The sequence below is a fragment of the Aeromicrobium panaciterrae genome (genome assembly GCF_039537165.1).
Lineage (GTDB): Bacteria > Actinomycetota > Actinomycetes > Propionibacteriales > Nocardioidaceae > Aeromicrobium > Aeromicrobium panaciterrae.
In genome coordinates this window covers 400137-424290 of the sequence record NZ_BAAAZZ010000002.1, presented here as the reverse complement: position 1 = coordinate 424290, position 24154 = coordinate 400137, and the positions used below count along the sequence as shown (strand labels likewise).

Annotated in this window: 24 protein-coding genes; 15 read left to right on the top strand and 9 right to left on the bottom strand. The window is 63.3% G+C overall.

Annotated elements, in window-relative coordinates:
* Positions 1 to 3: 3 nt before the first annotated feature.
* The 3 genes from ABD683_RS02555 to ABD683_RS02545 form a co-directional block, all read right to left on the bottom strand.
* The gene (locus tag ABD683_RS02555; protein ID WP_344767026.1) at positions 4 to 1218 is read right to left on the bottom strand and encodes an ABC transporter substrate-binding protein; all 1215 of its coding nucleotides are present in this window, start codon (positions 1216 to 1218) and stop codon (positions 4 to 6) included.
* Between the two features lie 271 nt (positions 1219 to 1489).
* The gene (locus ABD683_RS02550) at positions 1490 to 1948 is read right to left on the bottom strand and encodes a nuclear transport factor 2 family protein (protein ID WP_344767025.1); all 459 of its coding nucleotides are present in this window, start codon (positions 1946 to 1948) and stop codon (positions 1490 to 1492) included.
* A 32-nt stretch (positions 1949 to 1980) separates the two neighbouring features.
* Positions 1981 to 2940: a DUF7064 domain-containing protein gene (locus ABD683_RS02545; RefSeq protein ID WP_344767023.1), complete on the bottom strand. Its 960-nt coding sequence runs from the start codon at positions 2938 to 2940 to the stop codon at positions 1981 to 1983.
* Positions 2941 to 3060: 120 nt separating this feature from the next.
* Between ABD683_RS02545 and ABD683_RS02540 the strand changes: the two genes are divergently transcribed.
* Genes ABD683_RS02540 through ABD683_RS02520 form a run of 5 tightly spaced genes read left to right on the top strand, consistent with a single transcriptional unit; the run spans position 3061 to position 8233 of the window.
* Positions 3061 to 4242, top strand: a complete 1182-nt coding sequence (locus tag ABD683_RS02540) for a thiolase family protein (protein WP_344767022.1) — start codon at positions 3061 to 3063, stop codon at positions 4240 to 4242.
* On the top strand, positions 4239 to 5270 hold the full coding sequence (locus ABD683_RS02535) for a glycerate kinase (RefSeq protein WP_344767020.1): 1032 nt from the start codon (positions 4239 to 4241) through the stop codon (positions 5268 to 5270). Before ABD683_RS02540 ends, ABD683_RS02535 begins: the two co-directional genes overlap by 4 nt.
* 45 nt (positions 5271 to 5315) lie before the next feature.
* Positions 5316 to 6272, top strand: coding sequence for a C-terminal binding protein (locus ABD683_RS02530; protein ID WP_344767018.1), 957 nt, complete (start codon positions 5316 to 5318; stop codon positions 6270 to 6272).
* Position 6273: 1 nt separating this feature from the next.
* Complete coding sequence (locus tag ABD683_RS02525; protein WP_344767016.1) at positions 6274 to 7476, top strand: thiolase family protein; 1203 nt, start codon at positions 6274 to 6276, stop codon at positions 7474 to 7476.
* The gene (locus ABD683_RS02520; RefSeq protein WP_344771559.1) at positions 7412 to 8233 is read left to right on the top strand and encodes an SDR family NAD(P)-dependent oxidoreductase; all 822 of its coding nucleotides are present in this window, start codon (positions 7412 to 7414) and stop codon (positions 8231 to 8233) included. The genes ABD683_RS02525 and ABD683_RS02520 overlap by 65 nt, the downstream gene beginning before the upstream one ends.
* A 10-nt stretch (positions 8234 to 8243) precedes the next feature.
* Here the strand turns inward: ABD683_RS02520 and ABD683_RS02515 are convergent, their stop codons facing one another.
* The 3 genes from ABD683_RS02515 to ABD683_RS02505 form a co-directional block, all read right to left on the bottom strand.
* Positions 8244 to 8837 carry an acyl-CoA-like ligand-binding transcription factor gene (locus ABD683_RS02515; protein WP_344767015.1) on the bottom strand — a complete coding sequence of 198 codons (594 nt, stop codon included), beginning with the start codon at positions 8835 to 8837 and terminating at the stop codon, positions 8244 to 8246.
* Positions 8838 to 8941: 104 nt separating this feature from the next.
* On the bottom strand, positions 8942 to 10105 hold the full coding sequence (locus tag ABD683_RS02510; protein ID WP_344767014.1) for a MalY/PatB family protein: 1164 nt from the start codon (positions 10103 to 10105) through the stop codon (positions 8942 to 8944).
* Complete coding sequence (locus ABD683_RS02505) at positions 10102 to 10725, bottom strand: helix-turn-helix transcriptional regulator (RefSeq protein WP_344767012.1); 624 nt, start codon at positions 10723 to 10725, stop codon at positions 10102 to 10104. The genes ABD683_RS02510 and ABD683_RS02505 overlap by 4 nt, the downstream gene beginning before the upstream one ends.
* On the opposite strand from ABD683_RS02505, the gene ABD683_RS02500 reads away from it, so the two are divergent.
* The 7 genes from ABD683_RS02500 (at position 10715) to ABD683_RS02470 (ending at position 18477) form a co-directional block, all read left to right on the top strand.
* On the top strand, positions 10715 to 12448 hold the full coding sequence (locus tag ABD683_RS02500) for an ABC transporter substrate-binding protein (RefSeq protein WP_344767010.1): 1734 nt from the start codon (positions 10715 to 10717) through the stop codon (positions 12446 to 12448). The genes ABD683_RS02505 and ABD683_RS02500 overlap by 11 nt on opposite strands.
* Before the next feature lie 5 nt (positions 12449 to 12453).
* Positions 12454 to 13386 (top strand): ABC transporter permease, encoded by a 933-nt coding sequence (locus ABD683_RS02495; RefSeq protein WP_344767008.1) that lies wholly within the window; start codon positions 12454 to 12456, stop codon positions 13384 to 13386.
* Between the two features lie 119 nt (positions 13387 to 13505).
* Positions 13506 to 14276 (top strand): ABC transporter permease, encoded by a 771-nt coding sequence (locus ABD683_RS02490; RefSeq protein ID WP_344767007.1) that lies wholly within the window; start codon positions 13506 to 13508, stop codon positions 14274 to 14276.
* Positions 14273 to 15874 carry an ABC transporter ATP-binding protein gene (locus tag ABD683_RS02485; RefSeq protein ID WP_344767006.1) on the top strand — a complete coding sequence of 534 codons (1602 nt, stop codon included), beginning with the start codon at positions 14273 to 14275 and terminating at the stop codon, positions 15872 to 15874. Before ABD683_RS02490 ends, ABD683_RS02485 begins: the two co-directional genes overlap by 4 nt.
* Complete coding sequence (locus ABD683_RS02480) at positions 15871 to 17127, top strand: amidohydrolase family protein (RefSeq protein ID WP_344767004.1); 1257 nt, start codon at positions 15871 to 15873, stop codon at positions 17125 to 17127. The genes ABD683_RS02485 and ABD683_RS02480 overlap by 4 nt, the downstream gene beginning before the upstream one ends.
* A 21-nt stretch (positions 17128 to 17148) precedes the next feature.
* Positions 17149 to 17709 carry a peroxidase-related enzyme gene (locus ABD683_RS02475; protein ID WP_344767002.1) on the top strand — a complete coding sequence of 187 codons (561 nt, stop codon included), beginning with the start codon at positions 17149 to 17151 and terminating at the stop codon, positions 17707 to 17709.
* A gap of 39 nt (positions 17710 to 17748) precedes the next feature.
* Entirely contained in the window at positions 17749 to 18477 is a 729-nt protein-coding gene (locus ABD683_RS02470) for an alpha/beta hydrolase (RefSeq protein ID WP_344767001.1), read from the top strand.
* Here ABD683_RS02470 and ABD683_RS02465 read toward each other — a convergent pair.
* On the bottom strand, positions 18474 to 19427 hold the full coding sequence (locus ABD683_RS02465; RefSeq protein ID WP_344771558.1) for an MsnO8 family LLM class oxidoreductase: 954 nt from the start codon (positions 19425 to 19427) through the stop codon (positions 18474 to 18476). The genes ABD683_RS02470 and ABD683_RS02465 overlap by 4 nt on opposite strands.
* Before the next feature lie 351 nt (positions 19428 to 19778).
* Between ABD683_RS02465 and ABD683_RS02460 the strand changes: the two genes are divergently transcribed.
* A complete protein-coding gene (locus ABD683_RS02460; protein WP_344766999.1) occupies positions 19779 to 20267 on the top strand; it encodes an NADPH-dependent FMN reductase in 489 nt (162 codons plus the stop codon).
* Positions 20268 to 20278: 11 nt separating this feature from the next.
* On the opposite strand, the gene ABD683_RS02455 is transcribed toward ABD683_RS02460, so the two are convergent.
* Entirely contained in the window at positions 20279 to 20794 is a 516-nt protein-coding gene (locus ABD683_RS02455) for a flavin reductase family protein (RefSeq protein ID WP_344766997.1), read from the bottom strand.
* A gap of 14 nt (positions 20795 to 20808) precedes the next feature.
* On the bottom strand, positions 20809 to 22149 hold the full coding sequence (locus ABD683_RS02450; RefSeq protein WP_344766996.1) for an FAD-binding oxidoreductase: 1341 nt from the start codon (positions 22147 to 22149) through the stop codon (positions 20809 to 20811).
* A gap of 198 nt (positions 22150 to 22347) precedes the next feature.
* On the opposite strand from ABD683_RS02450, the gene ABD683_RS02445 reads away from it, so the two are divergent.
* Complete coding sequence (locus ABD683_RS02445; protein WP_344766995.1) at positions 22348 to 23226, top strand: LysR substrate-binding domain-containing protein; 879 nt, start codon at positions 22348 to 22350, stop codon at positions 23224 to 23226.
* A gap of 76 nt (positions 23227 to 23302) precedes the next feature.
* A complete protein-coding gene (locus ABD683_RS02440) occupies positions 23303 to 24130 on the top strand; it encodes a sulfurtransferase (RefSeq protein ID WP_344766994.1) in 828 nt (275 codons plus the stop codon).
* The last annotated feature ends 24 nt before the right edge of the window (positions 24131 to 24154 follow it).

Below are 24154 nucleotides of genomic sequence, written 5' to 3'. Positions count from 1 at the left end.
CGATCAGCCGAACGGGACTTCTTCAGCCGTGATGGCGTCGTAGAAGTTGCTGCTGATCGGGGTGAGGACGCCGTCCTTGACCTGCTCGAAGACGACGTTGACGTCGAACATGCGGGCGAGGTCAGGGAAGCTCTTCTTGGCAGACGCCGGAGGTGTCGCGAAGTTGACCGGTGGACGCAGGCCAGTGTCGATGGGCTTGGCGACAAGCGCTTTCGCCAGTGTCTCGCCCGTCACCTCATCGAGGCCTTTGGCGACCTCGGCAAAGATCAACACGCTGTTGTACGCATTGGCGGCCGCATCATCGAGGAGCGTCTTGTCGTCGATCGAGTCCATCAGCTCGACGTACTCCTTGACTGCGGCGTTCTTGGTGTAGGACGCCGGTAGGTAGGCGTTGACGCTGTACAAATCGTTTGCCAGGTCCCCCAGTGTGTCGATGCCCTCGGCGCTCAGGGAGCCTCCAACGGCACCGTCGTAGTCGGTCTGTCGCAGTGCCTGGACGAACGGAACGCCCTGCTTGTCGACGAGGCCGATGATGATGGCGTCGTGCTTGGCGGCTCGAGCCACAACCGGCGAGTAGTCCGTTTGGTCAGGCTCGACCGGGATGGTTTCGATGGTCAGACCGAGTGCTTCTCCGGCCGTCACGATGGGTGCGAGCCCGGCCTCCGAACCAGCCGTGTCGTTTTGGAATGGGAACGCGACGTCGTCGATTCCCTGCTGCTGCATCAACGCGAAGAGACCGAGGTAGATCTCAAGACCGTTGTATACGGGGTAGGCGGCGGTGCTGCCGTACTCAGATGCGAGTGCGACGGCGCCGATCGCGGGGATCTTGCCTTCCTCGAGGATCGGGAGGTACTCGCCTGCGCCTTCGAAGGTGCCGACCGTCGCGACGGAGGTCTTCACGGCCTCCTTTGCGCAGGACACGGCTTTGTTCGAGTCTCCGCGGGTGTCGCAGGCCTCGATCTTGATGCCCTTGCCGTTGACGCCGCCGGCAGCGTTGATCTTCTTGGCGGCGGCGAGGGCACCGACACGAATCTGGTCGTAGTCGTCGGCGCCTTGGGCTCCGGCCGTCGAGAAGGGGCCGAACGTCGTCAGGGTGTAGAACTCTTTGAAGTCCTCAACACCTGTCTCCGCATTGCCCTTGCCGTCGGAGTCGCTGGAACATGCACTTGCTGCGATTGCGATCGTGCAGATCGCGGTGACCAACCACCTGCGGTTCACTGTGTTCTCCTTGCTGTGGGGTGCCGCCCGCCACATGACGGTTTCGGCCGGGGTGGCCGCCCTGTCACACCCCCGAGCGGGTGTGACGCAGGCAACATTGCTTCACGGAATCGCACTTGTGAGTGGGCTAGCAGTAGGGATGCCCCCTCGCTTAGGAATCTCTGAAGCTGGAGTTGATTTCGGGCCTGTGATCGCCGAATCCACATGGGCATGACGGCAACCGCCCCGGTGGGAGTCTCGCGGCCGGGGCGGTTGCCGTTGTGCTGTCGTCTTAGTTCTTGGAAAGGAGCAGCTCGACGCCTTCAACCTCGGGCTGCTCCGGGATGTGCGGAGTGTCCCAGGTCATCACGCGTTCGGCGAATGCCCAACCCTTTGGTCCCTTGACGATACGGTCGGCATACCGGCTGGTCTTGATAATCCGAACGTCGCCGCCGGTTCGCAGCTCAAGCACGATGGCGTCAGCACGCCCACGAATCGCGTCACCATCCTCAGTCAGGAGGATGTTGTAGCAAAGGTGGCGGTTGAGTCCTTGGTCATGCTCGTAGACCGACTTGCCCATCTCGAGGATCGCGTCTCGGCCGATGGCCTCGACGGGGTGAGTCGTCAGCTTGAAAGTTGCATCGTCGGTGAACGTGTCCGCCCACGCCACGGCATCGCCGTCGTCGATCGTCACGCACCAAGTTGAGTAGAGGTCGTGGATCGCGAGGCGATCCTCGATGCTGATGGCCATTTCATTCTCCGTTTCGTCAGAATGGGCGGGTTTCAAGGTCGACGGCTGATGCCGTCAATTGCGACAGCGTTGAAGGCATCGGTGATGGCTCGTGTTCGCTCATGAGCTGGCCCACCTTCGAAGTTGCATTGGCCGACACGATTAGTGCCTTTGATGCGCGCACGGCACATTGACTCAGCGATTGCCATGGGTCCCATCTCGAAGACGAACCCGTCAAAAGCTTCGGCGACGATCGTGATCTTCTCGTCGTTGGGGAGGTATAGCGTCATTTCTCCACCGCGGTTGGAGATGCCATCACATTCCTGGTGGATGATGATGTCGACCTTGTCAGCGAGGATCTTCACGCCGTCGCGAACGATCGATGCTCCGCGCATGTACGCGCCACCGATGCCTTGGTAGACGATCCCTGAGAACGACAAGTCCGGTCCGAATGTGCCTGCAACCCAAGCATGGCTTCGTACCAAAGCCATGTTGGCCTGAGCCCAGCTGTGATCGCGATAGCCCAGTCCGTCGATCTCGAACGTCTCGTCGCCTACGCGAACTGTGCCGGTGACTCGACCAGATGTCTCAAGGTGACCCGCGGCGGCCTGGACCTGGTCAATCTGGTCGTCCCCCCAAGGCTCGAGAGGTGGGTAGAACTCATGGAGCTTCAAGGCGATGTCGACGTCATCGTCGTGGTGCTCGAAGCCGAAGGTGTCACCGCCGGTGAACGCGATCGGCCCTCCACCGTGTCGCTCGGGGGTGTGGTTGTGGGGCTCATTTGGAACGCCCGCACGGTTGAGTCGGTATCGAAGACCGTTTTCGCTTGCTACGCCGGACCAGATCGTGACCGAGTTGTTCAGCTCGGCGCGCACGCTAGCGCTGCCTGCCACTCCCTTGTCCAGGTCGTACCAGCTGAACAACATGTTTTCTTGGTAGGTCATGCCGGGTGCATCTGGCTCCACCTCATGTACGTCGAGGCGGTAGGTCTCGACCTCCTGCTGAACCGGCATATCGTCGCATCCCTTCTGTGATCTACGCCACGAGGTTAGGCCCCTCGCCACTCGATATCAAGAGGCATGGACTATAAATTGCGTGAGACTGTCATATTTGCGCAGTACGAAGGAGAGCAAATGATTGAAGCCGTAGTTGTGGACGCGGTCCGGACCCCGGTGGGTCGAGGCAAGGTCGGGGGAGCGCTCTCGAGTGTTCACCCGGTCGATCTCCATGCGCTTGCCATCTCTTCCCTGATGGAGCGAACGGGGGTGGACCCAGCCCTCATAGACGACGTCATCAGTGGTGTTGTCGGTCAGGTTGGTGAGCAGAGCTCGAACGGTGCGCGGTGGGCAGCGCTGGCCGCCGGCTTGCCCGAGACTGTGCCGGGCGTGACGATCGATCGGCAGTGCGGAAGCAGCCAGCAAGCGATTCACTTCGCAGCGCAGGCTGTTACTGCTGGGGAGGCAGACCTCGTGATCGCCTCGGGCGTCGAAATGATGAGCCGCGTACCCATTGGCAGTCAGACGATTGGCGGCGACCCACACGGTCCGCTTGTGGCAGCGCGCTACCCGGGACTTGTCCCTCAGGGCATCAGTGCGGAGCTCGTGGCCGAGCGCTGGAATTTGTCCAGAATCGAGCTGGACGATTTCTCCGCACTCAGTCATGAACGCGCAGCCGCGGCGTGGTCCGAAGGTCGTTTTGTCGATGAGGTCGTACAAGTCACCAAGGCCGATGGAGCGATGGTGGCCACGGACGAGACGGTCCGTGCCGGAACGACGCGTCAGGCACTAGCGGCTCTCCCTGCCGCGTTCCGCACTCCCGAGACTGAGAAGGCGCACCCGGATATCGAGTGGCGTGTCACCGCCGGAAATTCTTCCCCGTTGACCGATGGCGCAGCTGCAGTCTTGATCGCGTCGAGAGAGGCGGCCGACAGGATGGGATTGCGACCCCGTGCTCGGGTCGTTGCCCAGAAGGTCGTGGGCTCGGATCCGCACATCATGCTCACAGGTGTCATGCCCGCAACGAGGAACGTTCTTGACCGCGCCGGGCTCCGGCTTGATGACATTGATGCCTTCGAGGTCAACGAGGCGTTCGCCTCCGTGGTGCTCGCCTGGGCAAAAGATCTCGGTGTTTCGCTGGATCGAGTGAATCAGCTTGGCGGAGCGATTGCCCTGGGCCACCCCCTTGGAGCCTCGGGAGCGCGGCTACTGACAACGCTGCTGACAACCCTTGAACAGACCGGAGGAAGATTCGGACTGCAGACGATGTGCGAAGCCGGTGGTATGGCCAACGGGCTGATTCTCGAGCGGTTGCCATGACCATCCAGGTGCTTGCTGCGCCGGACAAGTTTCGAGGAACAGCCACAGCGCTAGAGGCGTGCCGCGCCATCTCTGGAGCCGTACGCGATGCCGGCTACATATGCGTCGAGCAGCCGCTAGCCGATGGTGGGGAGGGAACTGTCGAGGCGCTCGGAGGTGCCAACCAGGTGACGATGGTTCAGGGGCCTCTGAACCGACAGGTGGCAGCACGCTGGCGGCTCCAGGACGGAATTGCGGTTATCGAGGCTGCGCAGGCGTGCGGCCTTCTTCAGGCTGGTGGCGCCGAAGGGAACGATGCTTTGCGGGCTTCGACTTATGGCGTCGGCCAGCTGATCGCCGAAGCTGTCGATCGCGGGGCCGGACGTATCGTGGTCGGGCTGGGCGGAACTGCTTCGACCGACGGCGGCCGCGGAATGATGGACGCGGTCCAGGAGCGCATCGGTGACGTTTTCCCAGTCCCAGTGACGGCGTGCTGCGACGTGGCGACGAGATTCGTCGACGCTGCCAAGGTATTCGGTCCACAGAAGGGCGCAGATCAAGCTGCTGTGCGGCTGCTGACCGTACGACTCGAGAGGTTGTCTGCGCAGTACAAGACCGAGTTCGGGATCGACGTCAATTCGGTCCGTGGTTCAGGTGCGGCCGGTGGTCTGGCCGGTGGATTGGCAGCACTGGGCGGCGACCTCGCTCCCGGATTGGAGGTCATCGGTGCGTCGGTGGGACTGGGCGGCCTGGTTGCCACGGCAGACCTTGTCGTCACGGGGGAGGGCCGGTTGGACCCATCATCTTTCGACGGCAAGGTGGTTGGCGGTCTTGTTGCGATGACGGAAACGCGCCAGACGCCGACCTTGGTCGTTGCAGGCGCCGTAGACGATCGGGTGCAGGCGATGACCCTCCCGCGGAACGTCGAGTACGTCGATCTCACCTCGTCGTTCGGGTCGGAGCGAGCGTACGCGGACACACAGCGATGCATAGCGGAGGCCGTCGGAGCACATCTGAACAAACTGAGTGTCACTTGCAAATGGGATTGAATGCCGTAAGGTGGGTCCGCACCTATTTCTGAGAAGGAGCAACCCGTGAGCACTGCAGGCCACATCCTTCTGACAGACCGCGCATGGCCAGACGCCGAGATCGAGCGATCGATCTGCTCTTCTGCCGGCTACGAGCTGGTCGACGCCAACGGATCTAGTCGTGCCGAGCTCATGCGTGCTGCGGGAAATGCCGTGGGGATCCTGACCAACTGGGCGGTCGTGGACGCAGATGTCATCGCGGCTGCGCCGAATCTTCGCGGGATTTGCCGTTTGGGAGTGGGTGTTGACAACATCGACCTCGTTTCGGCTGGTGAACGTGGAGTGGTAGTTGCACGCATCGCTGACTACTGCCTGGAAGAGGTCTCTGACCACGTGCTTGCGATGACGTTGGCCTGGGCGAGGGGTCTGACGGAATACAACGCCGAGGTTCACCGCGGTGTGTGGACACCTGGTGTGCGGGAGCAACGGCGTCTGAGCAGCTTGGTCATCGGAGTCTGGGGCTCAGGTCTGAACGGGCGGCGCACGGCGGCGAAGTTGGCCGCACTCGGGTGCGAAGTCTTGATAGATGATCGGCACGGCGCCGAATCGGCCAGTGAACGAGTAACGCCTGTCGCGGTCGATCAGCTGCTCGCCAGGAGCGACGTCGTCTCGATCCACCTCCCGCTCACCGCTGGTACGGAAGGCATCGTCTCGACGAACGAGCTCGCCCGCATGAAGTCCGGCGCTCTTCTGGTGAACACGAGTCGAGGCGGTGTGATCGACCTCGACGCTTTGCGGCCGGAGCTCGAGTCCGGACGACTTGCGGCCGCCCTCGACGTTCTGCCGTCCGAGCCGAAGGTTCCAGACTGGCTTCGCGCGATACGCCAGGTGATACTCACCCCGCACGTGGCGTTCAGCTCGCGTGAGTCGGTGGCGGATCTGCGAGAGCGAGCGACGCGCGATCTTCTGGCGATCCTTGAAGGAGGGAATCCACAGTTCCCTGTCAGAGCGGTGGGAGCCTGATGTGCCGGCTGCGGTGATTGTCGACGCGGTCCGCTCGCCGCTTGGAAAGGGGCGAGCGGCAACCGAGACTCGACCCGGAGGTGCGCTCTCCGGGCTTCACGGTGTCGAGCTATTGGCACAGGTCATCGGCCAGCTCATGGAGCGTTCGGGGATTGATCCCGGCCTGGTCGAGGACGTGATCGTCGGATGTGTGAGTCAAGTGGCGGATCAATCAGGCACTCCAGGCCGATGGGCATGGCTCGCCGCTGGCCTGCCCGAGCACGTTCCGTCAACGACCGTCGATCGGCGGTGTGGGTCGAGCCAGCAGGCAGCCCATTTCGGTGCGCAGGCAGTGATGTCGGGTGCCTGTGACGTGGTGGTCGTTGCTGGACTCGAGTCGATGAGTCGAGTGCCGATGGGATCTGCCCGGTTGGGACGCGATCCATTCGGCCCTTCGGTGCAGGAACGATATGCACCGGGCTTGGTACCTCAAGGAGTCTCGGCCGAGCTCATTGCTCACAGATGGGGTCTGGGCCGTGCAGAGCTGGATGAGTGCTCCGCACGCTCGCACGAGCTTGCAGCGCACTTCACTGCATCCGGAGGATTTGACGGAGAGATCGTTCCAATCAACATCCCTGGATGCCTGACGCCTTTTACCGAGGACGAGACCATTCGGCCAGGCACCACCGTAGAGGCGCTCGAGAGTTTGCCTTCGTCGTTCCGCACCGACGAGTGGGAGCAACGGTTCCCCGACCTGTCCTGGCACCTTACGGCTGGCAACTCCTCACAAATCAGCGACGGTGCGAGCGCGCTCCTCGTGATGAGCGAAGACCTCGCTCGGCGTCTAGGAGTGCGTGCAAGAGCACGATTTCACTCCTTTGCGATTGCCAGCGACGATCCGATCACGATGCTGATGGGCCCGGTACCGGCGACGGAGAAGATTCTCGCCAGGTCCGGACTGTCGATCGATGACATCAATCACATTGAGGTCAACGAGGCATTCGCCTCTGTGCCGCTTGCTTGGGCGTCGCATTTTGGAGTCGACCGTGAACGACTCAATCCTCGCGGAGGTGCAATTGCGCTGGGTCATCCACTCGGCGCATCAGGGGCACGGATCATGACGACCATGCTGAACGGGCTCGAGCAGACCGGTGGTCGATATGGCCTGCAGACGATGTGTGAAGCCGGAGGTATGGCAAATGCCACGATCATTGAACGCGCCTGACCGGGTCGCTGTAGTTGCAGGAGGTGCCATGGGCATCGGTGCGGCCGTATCCCGGCGGTTGGCCGTCGCCGGTGCCAGCGTCGTGGTTGCTGACATAGATGAGGCAAGGGCTCGCGAGGTGGCCGATGAGATTGTCGCGTCTGGTGGCTCGGCCGTCGCCACGCGTTTTGACATCACCGACGAGGATTCGGTCCAAGACCTCATGAGCAATGCTGTCGATCTGTATGGGCGCTTAGATGCTCTCCACGTCAACGTTGCCGATCTGTCGCACAGGCTCATTTCCCGCGATATCGATGCATTCGACCTGCCCGACGAGGTGTTCAACCGATCGATGGAAGCCAATGTTCTGGGTCACGTGTACTGCACTCGCCACGCGGTTCCCAGGATGCTCGAGGGCGCGGGCGGTGCGATTGTCTACACGAGCTCGGGAGCAGCTGAGATGGGGGATCCGGTCAATCCGGCCTATGCCATGTCGAAGGCAGCGTTGCAGGCGTTCACCCGCCATGTCGCCTCCCGTTGGGGCAAGTCTGGGATCAGAGCCAACGCTGTGGCGCCGGGAATGATCCTCAGCGGAAATCCGCGCGAGGACACCCCGGGGTTCGTCACCGCCAAGGATCAGGTGCTCGCCCAGACAAGAAGTCCACGACTCGGCACGCCAGAGGACGTCGCTTCGCTGGTGGCCTTCTTGCTGTCGCCAGAAGCGGAATGGATCAACGGGCAGGTCATAGGCGTCGACGGTGGCCTCATCCTGCGTTGACAGCAAGTTGCTATTTGCGGACCGAGATCTCCGCGATCACGGCGAATGCTCGATCAAATGCCTCGATGATCGTGATGTCTGAATTCTCAGTCCATTGAGTTGATGCAGCTGTGAGGACACCCTGCATGACCCAAGCGAACGTGCGGATTTCGAGACTGTCCTCCGAACCGTTGCTGCGTCGGGCCGCTTTGCTCGCGATCATCGTCATCAGGCCGAAGAGATGCTCCATGTAGGCGGCTCGAAGGTCGGGGGTCGACATGATGAGCTGGTTGCGCTTGCGCAGTGCCGCGAGCTCGTCGCTCGGCAGCTCGGCGAATATCTCGGTGACGGCCGCGTGCATGGCATCGACGAGCCCAAGTTTCTCGGGCTGCTGGTCGAATCGCTCGACTATCTCGATCGGGTACTGGTTCTCGATGAGCACCGACTCTTTCGTCGGAAAGTAGCGGAAAAAGGTACTCGGTGAGATCTCGGTGGCCTCAGCAATTTGTTCGACTGTCGTGGCCTCGTAGCCGTGCTTCTGGAAGAGCTGGAATGCCTCGGCCTTGATTGCCAGTCGGGTCTTTACCTTCTTGCGCTCGCGAAGTCCGAGTGTGGGCTCTGCCATGTCACCTCCAGCTTTGTGGCCGGGTCAGGACCCGATCTTGGTCGTCACGATACACGCTGGTGATCGTCAACTTGGGTCGCCATGCAGTTGACATGGACTTCCAATTACGAGCGGGTCGACGAGGCTTCGGCAACGCGTTCGAGCATCTGTAGTAGTACGGGACGTGGTGTTGCGAAGTTGATCCGTGCGTGGCCTGCGCCAGGAGGGCCGCAGTCAATGCCTTCGACGACATGTAGACCTTTGGAGGCGAGCAGGGCGCCGGGGCGCTCGATCCCCAGAGCTCGGAAGTCCAACCAGGCTAGGTAGGTCCCGTCGGGTGGGCGGACTTTTAGGGCGGGCACTCGCTCCATCAGCCCTTTGTGCAGAACGTCACGGTTGACCTTCAAGTAGTCCAATATCTGTTCGAGCCACGACCCGCGATCGCCGTAGGCCGCGATGGCTGCGATGAGGCCAAGGTTGCTTGCGCCGTGAGCTTCGATGGCCAACGGCTCCCAGGTCGTGACGTCCTCATCGCTGGTCAGGACGAGCTGAGCGCATTTGAGACCCGGCAAGTTCCACGCTTTGGAAGCTGAGACAGCGGTCAGTGTGTGACTCGCCGTCTCGTCACTGACCGATGCGTACGGAATGTGCGTGGCGCGTCCGAACGTGATTGGGGCATGGATCTCGTCGGCGAAGACTCGGCCGCCGTGCCGGGCCACGACCTCGCCGATAGCGGCGAGCTCGGCGACCGTGTGAACCACGCCAGTCGGGTTGTGAGGATTGCACAGCACCAACAGGTTTCCGCCGGCTCGAAACGCAGCATCGAGCATGTCGAGGTCGAGAACCGGCCGCCCGTTGTGTTCTCGCATTGGCACACGAATTGTCGGTCGGCCGTGGCGAGAGGCGAGATCGAGGAAGGGCATGTAGGTCGGGGTCGGCAGGATCACGGCGCTGCCAGGGCGTGAGAAATGCGCGATGGCGAGGTCGAGGGCTCGCACGACGTCAGCGACGGGATGGATTCGGCCGGGATCGAGTGTCCAACCGTATCGGCGCGTGAGCCAGCCAGCGGTGGCCTCAGCCAGATCACGGCGCATGTCCGCGGTCTGGTACCCGAATGTTTGCCGTGTCACTGCTTCGTGAAGTGCATCGAGGACGACCGGGGAGGTACCGAGATCGGATTCAGCGATCGCGGCACCCAGCGCGCTTGGATCTTCGTGCAGCCACTTGCGACCTCTCCGATGGCGAAGGTCATCGGCAGTGATGTTGTCGAGTCTGTAGGCCAGGGTCATCGTCCATCTTCGATCTCGCGCATGTAGTTGTAGATCGTGTAGCGCGTGACACCCAGCGCGTCCGCGACGGTGTCGACACCGTCGCGGAGCAGGAACATGCCGAGGTGGCGCAACTGGCGGACAACTTGGATCTTGTGCTCCTTGCGCATGAGCTCGACCGGGACTCCGACTTGGGAGATTGCCCCTTGGAGAAGTTCGTTCTTGAGCTCGCCGACTGAAAGGACGAAGGACTCCGCAACCGGGGTCGGCAGAGTCGGTTGCCCGAGGGTGGACTCGGCAAGGGAGTGGACTGACTCCCACATCGTCAGATCGACATTGATGCACAGCGCAGCGACCGGCGTACCTGTGTCGACCACCAGAATCGTCGAAGATCGGATACGCCTACCGTCGGGCAGTCGACTGTCGTATCCGATGATGTTGCTTGTCTCGCCGCGCGCCAGATGCTCGAGCAAGACGTTTGTTGCCGGGGCGCCCGGGGTTCGTCCTGTCACGTTTCCGCTCACGGCGACGACTGAAGCGGGTATCAGAGACAGGTCGTGAATCACAACCTCGGCATGGTCACCGAGTGATGCGGCGATCGCAGGCGCGAGGTCGCGCATGAGACCCAGCGTGTCGATCACACGTCCTCCCAAGCAATCTCTACAAATGGTTGAAGCAATCAAACAGTTGTTGACAGGAAATGGAGGCTACTCTAATCTCCAAGTCACTGTCACTTCAATCTTGAGGAACGCCATGAAAACTCGTTACCTCGGCCCTCTGTTGGTCGCGACCATCGCCACGGCGCTCGCCAGCTGCTCGTCGGGAGGTGGGTCCAAAGGTGACGACATCGTCAAGGGTGGAAGCCTGGTCTTTGCGAGCAACGTCGAGCCCGACTGCCTTGATCCCGGAACAAGTGCGTATGACATCACCGCAGTCGTCGGCCGACACCTATTCGACACGCTGCTGTGGCAGGCGCCAGACGGATCCATCGAGCCCGGCCTCGCCACTTCGTACAAGGTCTCGGACGACGCCACCGCATTCGACTTCACGCTACGCAAAGGTGTCACCTTTAGTGACGGGACGCCTCTAGATGCAGGAGCAGTCAAGGCGACCTTCGACCGCATCGCGGATCCCAAGACCGGATCTCAGTACGCCGTGGGTCTGCTCGGGCCTTACAAGGGGACCACTGTTGTTGACGCATTACACGTGAGGGTGGAGTTCACCAAAAGCTTCGCCCCATTCCTGCAGGGTGTCACCCAGGGCTTCCTCGGGATCATCGCCCCGTCCTCGTTCGAGAAGGGCAAGAACCCCTGCACCGACCCGATCGGCAGCGGTCCGTTCGTGCTGAAGAAGTTCACGCCTCAGGACAGTGTTGTGCTCAGTCAGCGACCTGAGTACGACTGGGCGCCCAAGGGTGAGTCCCACGACGGTCCGGCTTACCTCGACGAAGTCACGTTCAAGGTCGTGCCTGAAGACGAGGTGCGGGTCGGTCTGCTCCGCAGCAACGAGATCGACGCGCTCGGCGTAATACCTCCGCTCGAGATCGGGTCGCTCAAGGACGAAGGCTTCGATGTCATCGAGTCGGAGAATCCCGGAGCGCCGTACGTCGTGTACATCAATTCAAGCCGCGCACCATTCGACGACGTGCGCGCACGGCGCGCCGTGCAGGCCGCTGTGGACATCGATGGAATTCTCAAATCGGTCTATGACGGTCGCTACCCGCGTGCCTGGGGTCCATTGGCACCCGGCACTCCTGGTTACGAAAAGAGCGTGGAAGGGACCTGGGGCAACAAGCCGGGCGAGGCCGCCAAACTGCTCGACGATCTGGGCTACACCCGGTCAGGAGACTCGGGCATTCGCGAGCTCAACGGCAAGCCTCTGACGCTCGAGCTGGCGTTCTTCTCAGGAGACAGGGAGCAGCGCAACGAGGTCGTCACCTTGCTCCAGGCGCAGCTCAAGGATGCCGGAATCGACCTCAAGCTCCTCCCAGAAACCGAGGCGGCAGAGGCGCTCGGCGCCAACACCTACGATGCCGGCGAATTCAGCTTTGTAAGCGGGGATCCGGACATCCTGAGCACGCTGTTCAGCTCGGCAAACGTTGGGAAGGATGGCGAGCCGGGATCAAACATGTCGGCCGTCAAGGATGACGAAATCGATGCACAGCTCGCCGTCGGCATCGGATCGATCGATGCCGCGAAGCGAGCCGACGCGTACGGCAAGATTCAAAAGCGAGTGGTCGACCAGGCGTACGCACTACCGATCTACGTGCCGACCTACTTCCTGGCATCCAGCTCGGAAATCGGAGGGGTCACGTTCGGTCCACAGAGTGACGTTCGGTTCTACTCGGCCTACAGGAAGGGCTGACCACAGTGGTCCGGTTCGCGCTGCGACGACTGCTCGCAGCCGTCCCGGTGCTTCTCGGTGCGGTGACACTCTCATTTTTCGTTCTCAACCTGCTGCCCGGCGACGCTGTCTCGACGTTCGTCGGCGGGCGGCAGGTAACGCCCGAGCAACGAGCTGTGCAGCGTCACGAGCTCGGCCTGGATGAACCGTTGATTGTGCGCTATCGGGACTACCTCGGCGACCTCGCCACTGGAGATCTGGGCGTATCGCTCAAGACGGCTCAGCCAGTAGACGAGCGTATCGGCGACCAGCTACCGGCGACCCTTCAACTGACCAGCGCTGCGGCGGGACTCGCACTCCTCTTGGGACTGGCAGGCGGACTGAGCGCTGCTCTTGCGCGAAGACCTGGGTTGGATCAGGCAATGTCGGCGGCTTGGCTGACAGTGTTGTCAATGCCAACGTTCTGGCTGGGCCTCGTGCTGATTACAACGGTCTCGTTCAGCCTTGGTTGGCTCCCGGCGACTGGCAACGGATCTGCGGAGAGTCTCATCCTGCCGACATTCACCTTGGCGATGGGGCCAGCTGCAATCATCGCGCAAGTTACTCGCGACGCGCTCAAACGGGTGGAGCGAGAGCCATTCATCGTGACCGCACGCGCGAAGGGTTTGCGACGTTCGCAGGTTGTGACACGGCACGCCCTGCGTAACGCGTTGATCCCCGCGCTCACCATCACGGGTCTCTTGTTCGGCGCTCTGATCACATCGGCGGTCGTGGTCGAGGAGGTGTTTGCACGTCAGGGCGTCGGTCGACTTCTGCTTGGAGCCGTACGGGATCGCGATCTGCCGATCGTTCAAGCCGTCGTCCTGCTGATCGCGTTGACCTTCGTGGTGATCAATCTCTTGGTCGACCTCTTATATGCCGTGATCGACCCACGAATTCGAGAAGGGTATTCCGGATGAACGATGTCACTGCGCGCGCTGACGGGGTCGACGTGGTTGTGCTTGCCCCAAAGCGGCCTGGTCGCGGAGGCCGATCAGCACACGGACTTCTGCGCAGTCAGCCTCTCGTGGTCGCCTCTATGGCGATCCTCGGGCTACTGGTCATCTGTACTGCCATTCCGGGGATCGTTGCGCCAGGAGATCCCACGACGGTCTCCCTCCCGGATGCGCTCTCGTCCCCTGACAGCCACCACCTTCTTGGGACGGATCAGTTTGGCCGCGACATTCTTCGGAGGGTTGTGCAAGGCGCGCGTGTGTCGTTGCTCATTGCGATCGCGGCCACGCTCCTTGCGGGTGTGATTGGGACGACGATCGGACTGGTTGCCGGGTTCGTCGGCAGATTCGTCGACTCGTCAGCGATGTGGCTCGTCGACGTTATGCTCTCGTTCCCGGCTTTCACGCTGGCTCTGACCATCGTGGCGGCCCTTGGCAGTGGCACCAGCAAGGTTGTCCTGGCCGTCGGCATCGCCCTCATCCCTGTCTACGCGCGAGTCGCCCGAGCAGAGGTCCTGAGCATTCGCGAGAGGCCCTATGTCGAGGCAGCCAGGGCGTCGGGCAGTTCGAATGCTTCGATCCTTTGGCGGCATGTCCTCCCCAACGCTGCGGGTCCGGTTGTTGTGCTCGCCACGGTCAGTCTTGGCACGGTCCTCCTTGCGGCCTCATCGCTGAGCTTCCTTGGGCTGGGTGCTGCACCACCGAGCCCGGAATGGGGAGCGATGCTGGCTGATGGCCGCCGGTTCATCGGGCGCGCCTGGTGGATCCCACTCTTCCCCGGGATGGCGCTGCTCCTAACGGTGCTCTCCGTCAACATCGTCGGCCAGTGGCTCCGCGAACGGACGGACAATCGATGAGCGCACCGCTGCTCTCCCTACGTGACCTGTCAGTGGTATTCGACGGTCGGGATGGCCCCGTCACGGCGGTGGATGGAGTAAGCCTTGACATCCGTGAGGGAGAGGTTGTCGCACTGGTCGGTGAATCAGGATCTGGCAAGACCATGACCTCCTTATCAATTCTAGGCTTGGTCGATCCGCCTGGTCGCATCTCCTCAGGCAGCTGTCATTTCGAAAACGTCGACCTCATAGCTGCGTCCGACCGTGAGCTGCGGGCTATTCGCGGCAATCGGATCGCGATGGTGTTCCAAGAGCCCATGACCTCGCTCAACCCTTTGATGACCGTAGGCGCCCAGGTTGCTGAGCCATTGCGTCTTCACCGTCGGTTTTCTCGGGAGGCCGCGAACAACCGCGTGCTGGATCTCCTAGAGAGTGTTGGACTCTCAGATCCCGTCCGAGTGGCTCGGTCGTACCCGCACGTCCTCTCAGGCGGAATGCGGCAGCGCGTGGTCATCGCGATGGCGATTGCATGCGAGCCTGCCCTCCTGATTGCCGATGAGCCAACGACAGCTCTCGATGTCACAGTGCAACGGCAGGTCCTCGACCTGATGGAGACCCTCGCTCGTGAGACAGGCACCGCGATGCTCTTGGTCACTCACGACTTGGCGGTGGTGGCGGAGCGGGCTGATCGGGTCGCGGTCATGCGCGAGGGGGTGATTGTCGAGCAGGGCGCGGTTGGCGGCGTGCTTGAACGGCCGTCCGCCAACTACACGAGGAAATTGCTGGAAGCGGTTCCCGGTGGCGATCCGCCTGTCAGATCTGACGCGGAACGCGTTCCTCTGCTTGAGGTGAGCGAGGTCTCGAAGACCTTCAAGGTGGGCAGAGGATGGGCCAAGAAGGAGGTTTGCGCGGTCGACAACGTGTCCTTCTCCATCGACGTGGGCAGGACTCTCGGGCTGGTGGGTGAGTCAGGTTCGGGCAAGTCCACGACGGCGAGACTGGTACTCAGACTTCTCGAACCGAGCTCCGGCTCGGTCTCGATCGATGGGGTCGAGCTGCTCGACCTTTCGCCCACAGAACTTCGCGCTGCTCGACGCGACATGCAGATGGTGTTCCAAGACCCGTACGCATCGCTCGACCCACTGTTTGACGTAGGCCAAGTCATTGCCGAACCACTGGTCGCGCACAGGATCGGCAGCACGCCAGATCGCCGTGACCGGGTGGCGGAGCTCCTTCGTCTCGTTGGACTAACTCCCGAACATGCTCGTCGGCGCCCGCGCGAATTGTCGGGAGGTCAGCGGCAGCGAGTCGCGATTGCCAGAGCGCTGGCTCTTGAGCCGAGGCTGCTGGTCTGCGACGAAGCCGTCTCGTCCCTTGACGTGTCAGTTCAGCGGCAGGTTCTCGATCTACTTGGGGAGCTTCAAGAACGGCTCGACCTTGCTTACCTGTTCATTTCGCACGACTTGGCAGTTGTCCGGGAGTTGAGTGACGAAGTGGCCGTGATGCAGACGGGGCGGATCATTGAGCACGGCCCTACTGATCAGGTGTTCCTCGCGCCAGAGCACGAATACACCCGCCTGCTCCTCGCGTCGGTACCAACCGTCAGGTCGCGGTCGTGACCGTACGCGTGTGGACTGCCGATCGAGTCCTGACGGGTGACCGCGGCGCGGTCATAGACGACGGCGCCGTTGCAGTCGAGGGGAACACGATCGTATGGGTCGGGCCCACCGCCGAGCTGCCCGGCTCGCTTGTGGATGGTGCCGAGATCGTGACGCTCCCGGACGTGACTTTGCTGCCCGGACTCATCGACGCACACGTCCATCTGGGCTTTGATGCGTCCTTGGATCCTGTTCGCTCGTTGTTGGCAGACACCGACGACACACACCGCCAACGGATAGTGGACAACGCGGCAGAGCTCCTCCGTGTGGGTGTCACAACAGCACGTGACCTGGGATCCCGTGGCTACGTGTCAGTCGAAGTGCGCAACGCAATCCTGGCGGGCTCGGAGATCGGCCCTCGGCTCGTGGTCTCCGGGCCGCCGCTGACAACCGTGCGCGGGCATTGCTGGTTCCTCGGTGGCGAATGCGCCTCTCGGACCGAGATGTTGGGCCTAGTCAGAACTCATGCGGCGCGCGGCGTCGACTTGATCAAGGTCATGGTGAGTGGGGGGTTCATGACTCCTGGACGGTCCCCGCACGAGTCGCAGATTGGAACTGATGACCTTGTCGCCGTCGTTCGCGCCGCACATGAGCAAGGGTTGCGGGTCGCCGCACACGCTCACGGATCCGTCGCGATTGCCGATGCCGTCCGAGCTGGTGTGGATACGGTCGAACACTGCTCGTTCGCGACCGAAGGCGCGGCTTGCGAACCTGATCTTGAGGTCATTGGGCTAATCGTCAAGGCAGGCACGGTGGTGTGCCCGACCGTGAATGTGAGGCATCCGGAGCTGGCAGCGATTCTAGGGCCTGAGCGAATGCCGCCGATCGGCCTTCTCTGGGCTCGCGGTGTGCCTCTTGTCGCGGGCACGGATGCCGGCATCGGGCAGGTTGTCCACCGCGGCTACGTCGGCGGCCTCGAAGCGCTTGTTTGGTATGGAGTCCCTCCTGCCGACGTGCTGGTCGCCGCAACTTCCGCTGCGGCTGACGCTCTGGGGATCAGTGGGACCACCGGACGGCTGAAGGTCGGCCTCGATGCCGACGTCATCGCAGTGAAAGGCGACCCGAGAGATGACATCGCCGCTCTGCGAAACCTGTCTCTGATTCTCGTCCGTGGTCGCTCGCACCTGCCCGGTCCCAATCGCGAGATCGCAGCGTATGAGCTCGCCCCGACGTATCCATCCCCGCCCACCGATTGTGCGTCTCTTGATGCGTGAGCGCTACCAAGGAGAAACCGAATGAGCAATCCACCAATCCATATCGAGGAGCGTGGGTCCTACCTGCGCATCCCCAGTGCCGACCAACTGCCGGACGAGCTCCAGGCGATACTGGACGGCAACCCAGAGGAACGGGCGATGAGGGCATCGTCATTGAGCCCGGGGCATTTTCTCGCCTTTGTGGGCTTGGCAGGAAGGCTGATGGACCCTGATGACGGCTCGCTCACGCTCGAGGAACGCGAACTGATCGCAGTCGTTGTTTCGGCCGAGAATCGATGCCCCACATGCTTGGTCAATCACACGCGGGCTCTCGCAGACTTGAGCGGCGACGTGCTTCGAGCCCAGCGGATCGCCGTGAACTACCGATCGGTCGGTTTGTCGTCTCGCGAAATGGCCCTCGCCGACTTCGCAGCGAGGCTCACGGCCGAACCCCACACGTCGGGTGCCGCTGGGGTTGAGGATCTGCGAGAAGTCGGCCTCGACGACATCGCGATCTCGCACGTTGTCGAGCTTGTGGCCTTGTTCAACTACACCAACAGGATCTCGTCGGGACTGGGCCTGCACCCCTCGTCGCCGGTCTGAGCTGTGGAGGTGTTGCGGCGCTGGACTCGAATCGGCGATGTGGACGCTCGTCTCTACGAGACCGCCCACGGATCGACCCAGCGTCCGGTCATCCTGTACGTACATGGTGGTGGTTTCACTGCTGGAGCGCCCGAATTGTTCGATCAAGCTTGTGACCATCTCGCGCGTGAGACCGGCGCCGTCGTGATCTCGCCGCGCTACCGGTTGGCGCCCGACTACCCGCATCCGGCAGCTGTGAATGACTGTGCGACGGTTTTGGACGGGATCGTTGCGATGGAGTCAGACCTTGCCTGCGACTCCACGCGGATCGCAATGGCAGGGGTCAGTGCTGGGGGCGCGATTGCGGTGTCCCTCGCATACGCGACAGCCTTGCCCGTTCGCCTGGTCTTGATGCAGTCACCGCTTCTCGACGATCGACCGCATGCGACTGGCCTAGACGACGGACGCGACCCAATCTGGTCGGCCAAAGCCGCGCGAGGTGCTTGGAAGGCTTACCTCGGCCCAGGCGGGACACGCTCCGCGGCTGTGCCCGCCGAGCTGGAAGACCTTCGAAGACTGCCCCCCGTCTATATGTCGGTTGGCTCCCGCGAGGTGACGGTGCCAGAGACTCTGGCATTCTCCGGGCGTCTGGCCGAGTTGGGCGTTCCAGTCGAGTTCCACATGTGGGACGGCATGCCCCACGGTTTCGAGATCAAGCAGTCGGACAATGTCGTCGCACGAGCGTCAACGCAGGCAGCGGTCGAAGCGCTTCGTCGCGCACTCGACTAGTTCTGGAGTGCAGCGGCGAGCAGTTCAAAGGAACGGTGCCGTTTCCTCATGTCAGGGATCATGGTTAAAGCCATCAGCTCGTCTGCGCCGGCATTTGTCATCAAGTGCTGGACCTGAGCCCGTGCGGATGCAGGATCGCCCAGTACATGAGCAGCCAGACGATCCTCAATGAATGCGCGTACGTTGCGAGGCAACGATGCGAGCGGCGGAACGTCCTCGTCGCGGGGGAACGGATCCGATCGGCCATTGAGCCGAGCCATGACCTGGCCCAGGACCGACGGAAGCGCGGCGTCGCGGGCTGCCTCCAAGGTGTCGGCGATGACCACTCTCGTGGCCAGAATCGCCCAGGGTAGCTCACGTCGTCCGGGGACAAAGGACGCACGGTAGGCGGCAATGGAGTCTGACGCCGCATCTGGTGCAATGTGGTGCGCAAAGGCGTATGGCAGTCCGAGCTTGCCCGCGATGCGGCCGCTGTCAGGGCTTGCTCCGAGCAAGTACGAAGCTGGACGGTTGCCGGCAGCAGGCACAACGACTGGTCTGCCGGCTGGATCGTCGAAATAGGACTCTAGCTCTTCGATCTGCGATTCAAACGGCACGTCATCCCGTCCGTGGTGGAGCCTCTGGATGAGCGCTGGGTCGCTTCCTGAAGCGCGCCCAAGGCCCAGGTCGATCCGTCCGGGGAAGAGCGCTTCAAGCGTGCCGAATTGTTCTGCCACGGCAACTGGTGAGTGATTTGGAAGCATGACACCGCCAGCGCCAACTCGAATTTGCGACGTCTGCCCAGCCATGGCGGCCGAAAGTACGCCAGGTGAAGAGGTCGCGAGACTCTCCAAGCCATGATGTTCCGCGACCCATATGCGGTGATATCCGAGTTCTTCCACATGTTGCGCGAGCGTGATGCACTCCCTCAACGCGCTCGCGGGGGTTGTGCCATGCCACACGGGACACACGTCGAGAACTGAGTGCGGAACCACCTGGATAGACTAGTGCATGCGACTGTCAAACGATAGTGACTATCTAGAAGTCGGATTCGAGACGAGAGACAAGAGATGGATGCCGTCCGTTTAACACTCGACGCGAACGTTGCACACCTCGAACTCACGAGGCCAGATCGATCAAACGCGTTTGACTTGCTCGCCGCTCGGCGTTGATGCGCGAGACCTGTCGCGCGACGACCTGGTTGCCCGGTGAGCTGCTTCGAAGGGCGCGCGTCGCGCAGCACCTGGCCACCGCTGTGTGTCGCACGGTCTCAGGTTTCGGACCGGTCCAGATCGGGGATCAAGGTCGCCTAGCGTCGAGCCATGAGTCTTGACATCGCGGTCGTCGTGGGCAATCCCAAGCCCCGTGGGCGGACGTGGGATGCAGCCCATCGGATCGCCGGACACCTCGGCGAGGTCACGACCTCGATCGACGTCATCGACCTCGGTGCAGGTCTCCTCGGCTGGGGCGACGACGGGATCAAGGACGCCGTCGCACGCGTCGCTGCCAGCGACCTGGCGGTGTTCGCGTCCCCGACGTACAAGTCCGCCTACACCGGAGTGCTCAAGACATTCCTCGACAAGTTCGAGGGGGGCGTCGGGTTGCAGGGAGTCGTGGCGGTCCCGCTGCAGCTGGGTGGCAGCGCGACGCACTCGCTCTCACCGGAGCTCCACCTCAAGCCGGTCCTGGTTGAGCTGGGGGCCACGATCCCGGCGCCAGCGCTCTACCTCCTCGACGGAGAGGCCCCGGATCCCGCCGAGCAGGCATGGGTCGACCGCTGGGCCACGGTCGTGCGCGCCGCAGCGAGCTGACGGTACGGCGATCAGAACGCGTGGTGTGTGCCGAAGGTGCGCTGCCAGTACGTCAGGGGTGCTTGATGGCCCGTCTCCGCGTGAAGGATGTCGACGAGGACGAGGATGTGATCGCCGCCGGCGACCAGCTCGGCCACCCGCCCCACCAGCCATGCGTGCCGATCGACCAGCGCCGGAGCGCCCTGCTCGAGCTGCCAGGGGATGTCGGTGAACTTGGCGTCACCCTTGCCGGCGAAGCGCAGGCCGACCTGATCCTGGTGAGCGGCGAGCACGTTCAGCCCCACCGGGGCGCCGATCGTGAGCTTGCTCAACAACGTCGATGACCGGTCCAGCGACGCCACGACCATGGGCGGATCCATTGACAGCGACATGAAGGCGCTCACGGTGGCGCCGTGGGGCTTGCCGTCGATGAACGTCGTCACCACGGACACCGCCGACGCGACGTTGCCCATCGCGGCGCGGAAGGCGCGTTGGAGCACCTCCTGGCTGCCGGGGACGGGTGTGATGGCTGCGGCCGCGGAGTTCATGGGTGCATTCCTGTTCAAAAGGCCTTGCCTGCGTTGAGCAAGCCCAAGGGGTCGAGGGCTTGCTTGATGGATGCGTGGACATCGAGTCCGATCGCACCGATCTCACTGCCGATGAACTCGCGCTTGAGCAGGCCGATGCCGTGTTCACCGGTGAGTGTGCCGCCCAGCTCAAGCGCCAGCGCGAAGATCTGTCGAGCCGCGTCGTGGACCACCGCCGGAGGCTCGGTGAGGCTCCTGTCGTACGACAGGATCGGGTGCACGTTGCCGTCGCCGGCGTGCGCGAACGTGTGGACCGAGACTCCAGTGGCGGTGCCGATGCGCTCGATCCCGGCGATGGCGTGGGCCAGTCGCGAGCGGGGCACACAGATGTCCTCGATGAGTGGACGCCCGAGGGCCTCGATGGAGGGCAGTGCGAGCCGGCGGGCCCGGAGCAGCTCGTCGGCCTGCTGATCGTCGGTCGTGTGCTCGACCCTCGTCGCCCGCTTGGCGAGCACCGCGGCGATCGCCTCGATCTGGCTGCGCGCATCGTCGCCGTCGGCCTGGCAGATGACGAGGGCGGCACCGCGTGAGCGAAGGTCGGTGCCCTGCACCCGGTCGATCGTCTCGAGCGTACGAGCGTCGAGCAGCTCGAGCAGGCTCGGTGTCAGCCGGGCGGACGCCAGGTCGGTGCAGGCATCCGCCGCACCGGCGACATCGTCGAACGCAGCCGTTGCCGTCGCCACCGTCGAGGGCACCGGCCTGAGCCGCAGCCGCGCACCGACCACGACTCCGAGCGTCCCCTCAGAACCCACGAAGAGCGATGTCAGGTCGTAGCCCGTCACTCCCTTGAGCGTCGCTCCGCCGGTGTGGAGCAGGCGACCATCGGACAGCACGATGTCGAGCCCGAGCACCGCGTCGGCAGTGACGCCGTACTTGATGCACCGCATACCTCCCGCGTTGGTGGCGATGTTGCCCCCGAGTGTCGACAGGTCGGCGCTGGCGGGGTCGGGCGCGTAGAACAGCCCGTGCTCGCGAGCCGTTCGGTCGAGGTGGGAGGTGATCACACCCGGCTCGACTGTCGCGGTCTCGTCGAGCGGATCGATGTCGATGATGCGGTCGAGTGCCTGCAGGTCGAGGATCACGGCGCCATCTGCAGCGGTCGCGCCACCGGCGAGTCCGCTGCCGGCGCCGCGCGGGACAACTGGCGTACGCGTCGTTGTCGCCCACCTCATCACGTCCTGCACCTCGTCGACCGACGTCGGACGTACGACCGCCAGGGGCCGTCCCGGGAGAGCCCCCGAGCGGTCGACCGACAGCACCGTGAGCAGCTCAGGATCGGTGAGAGCGCGCGGGGGAAGGGTTGACGCAGCAGTCATCGTCGGACCTGGTCGAGAGCATGGCGAAGCACCCCTCCAGCCTGTGGGACGCAAACCCTGGGCGTCCAACAACGATCACTGATCGGGATCGATGCGCGACCGTGATCGATGTCTGGCACACTCAGCCGGTTGTTGGCACGCCGTATCAGCGAATGAGACGTGTCGTCCGCACCCGGTGGGCAAACCTACCGTCGAAACATGGCAACTTCCCTTGACCTGGATCACCTGCGAACCCTCGTCGCGATCTCCGAGTGCGGCGGATTCGGCAAGGCTGCCGTCACGCTGCACATCAGCCAGCCTGCGCTCAGCCAGCACATCCGCCTGCTCGAGCGCGGTCTCAAGCGCAAGCTCTTCGTCAAGGACGGGCGCAACATGAAGTTCACGGTCGACGGCGAGCAGGTGCTCGCCGAGGCCCGCCAGATCCTCGCGGCGCACGACAGCGCGCTTGCTCGACTGCAGGTCCAGACCGAGCAGGTCGTCGTGGTGGGCTCCAGCGAGCACTCCGCCGACCAAGTCCTGCCAGAGATGATCCGCGCGCTCCACCAGGCGTTCCCCGACGTCACCACCCGGTTCGAGATCGCCCGCTCGACCACCCTGATCGAGGGTGTCACCAAGGGAGCTGTCGACTTCGCCTTCATCCTCGCCTCGCGGGGCAACGAGGGTGGCCGTGAGATCGGCCGTACGCCGCTGCACTGGTACTCGGCGCCGTCATGGACGCCGAGGCTCGAGCGCGACGCGATCCCGCTCGTGGCCTTCGAGGAGCCGTGTGCCTTGCGTGAACGGGCCATGGCCAGCCTCGGTGACGCGGGCCATCGCGTCACGGTTGCGGGCCAGTCGACGACGCTCGAGGGGGTGCTCGCAGGGGTGCGAGCCGGTCTCGGCGTTGCCCTGCTGCCCAACTTCGGCGGTACGCCCGACGGGCTCGTACGTCGCGACGACCTTCCCGAGGTCGGCGAGGCCGGGCTCAACCTCATCACCCGCCGCGGTCTCGATGCCGACATCGAGGCGACCGCGATCGCAGCGGGCGAGGCCTTCTTCACTCGGCGCACGCTCCAGATCGTCGACATCCCGGCCTGACCCATCACCAGTTCTGATCCGGACGCATGAGCGATCCGTATTGGACGCCGTGGCCAGCAGTTCCTAGCGTGATCACGTGCCCGTACTCATCAGTGCCGAGGAGCTCTCCGCTGCCCTCGACAGCCCGCATCCACCCATCGTGCTCGACGTCCGCTGGACGCTGGGCGGCCCTCCCGGCCATGGCGAGTACCTGAAGGGGCACATCCCCGGCTCGGTGTACGTCGCACTCGACGACGAGCTCGCCCGTCACGGCGAGCCGTCAGAGGGTCGCCACCCGCTCCCCGACATCGACGAGCTCCAGAGCGCGGCCCGTCGCTGGGGCATCAGCGCCGGCGACAGTGTCGTCGTCCACGACGACGCGGGCAACCTGGCAGCTGCGCGCGCCTGGTGGCTGCTGCGGTGGGCAGGACTCGACGACGTCCGCATCCTTGACGGGGCCCTGGCGGCATGGAGATCAGCTGGCCTGCCCCTGGACGTCGATGACGTGACCCCCGAACCCGGAACCATCGAGCTGGCGCACGACGCCCTGCCGACACTCGGGCTCGACGACGTCCTGACGTTTGCCGAGAGCCACGTCCTGCTCGACGCCCGCGCCGGGGAGCGCTTTCGTGGCGAGACGGAGCCGATCGACCCGAAGGCCGGCCACGTACCCGGCGCCGTCAGCGCGCCCACCGGCGAGAACCTCGACGCGGATGGTCGATTCCTGCCGGCCGACGTGCTGCGCGAGCGTTTCGTCTCCCTTGGTGTCACGGCAGGCGCGCCAGTCGGCACGTACTGCGGGTCGGGAGTCACGGCTGCTCACCAGCTCGCGGCGCTCGCGATCGCCGGATTCGACGGTGTGCTGTTCCCGGGCTCGTGGTCGCAGTGGAGCAACAACGACCTGCCCGTCGCCACCGGCACGTGACACCGCGTACGCACTTCACCCGAG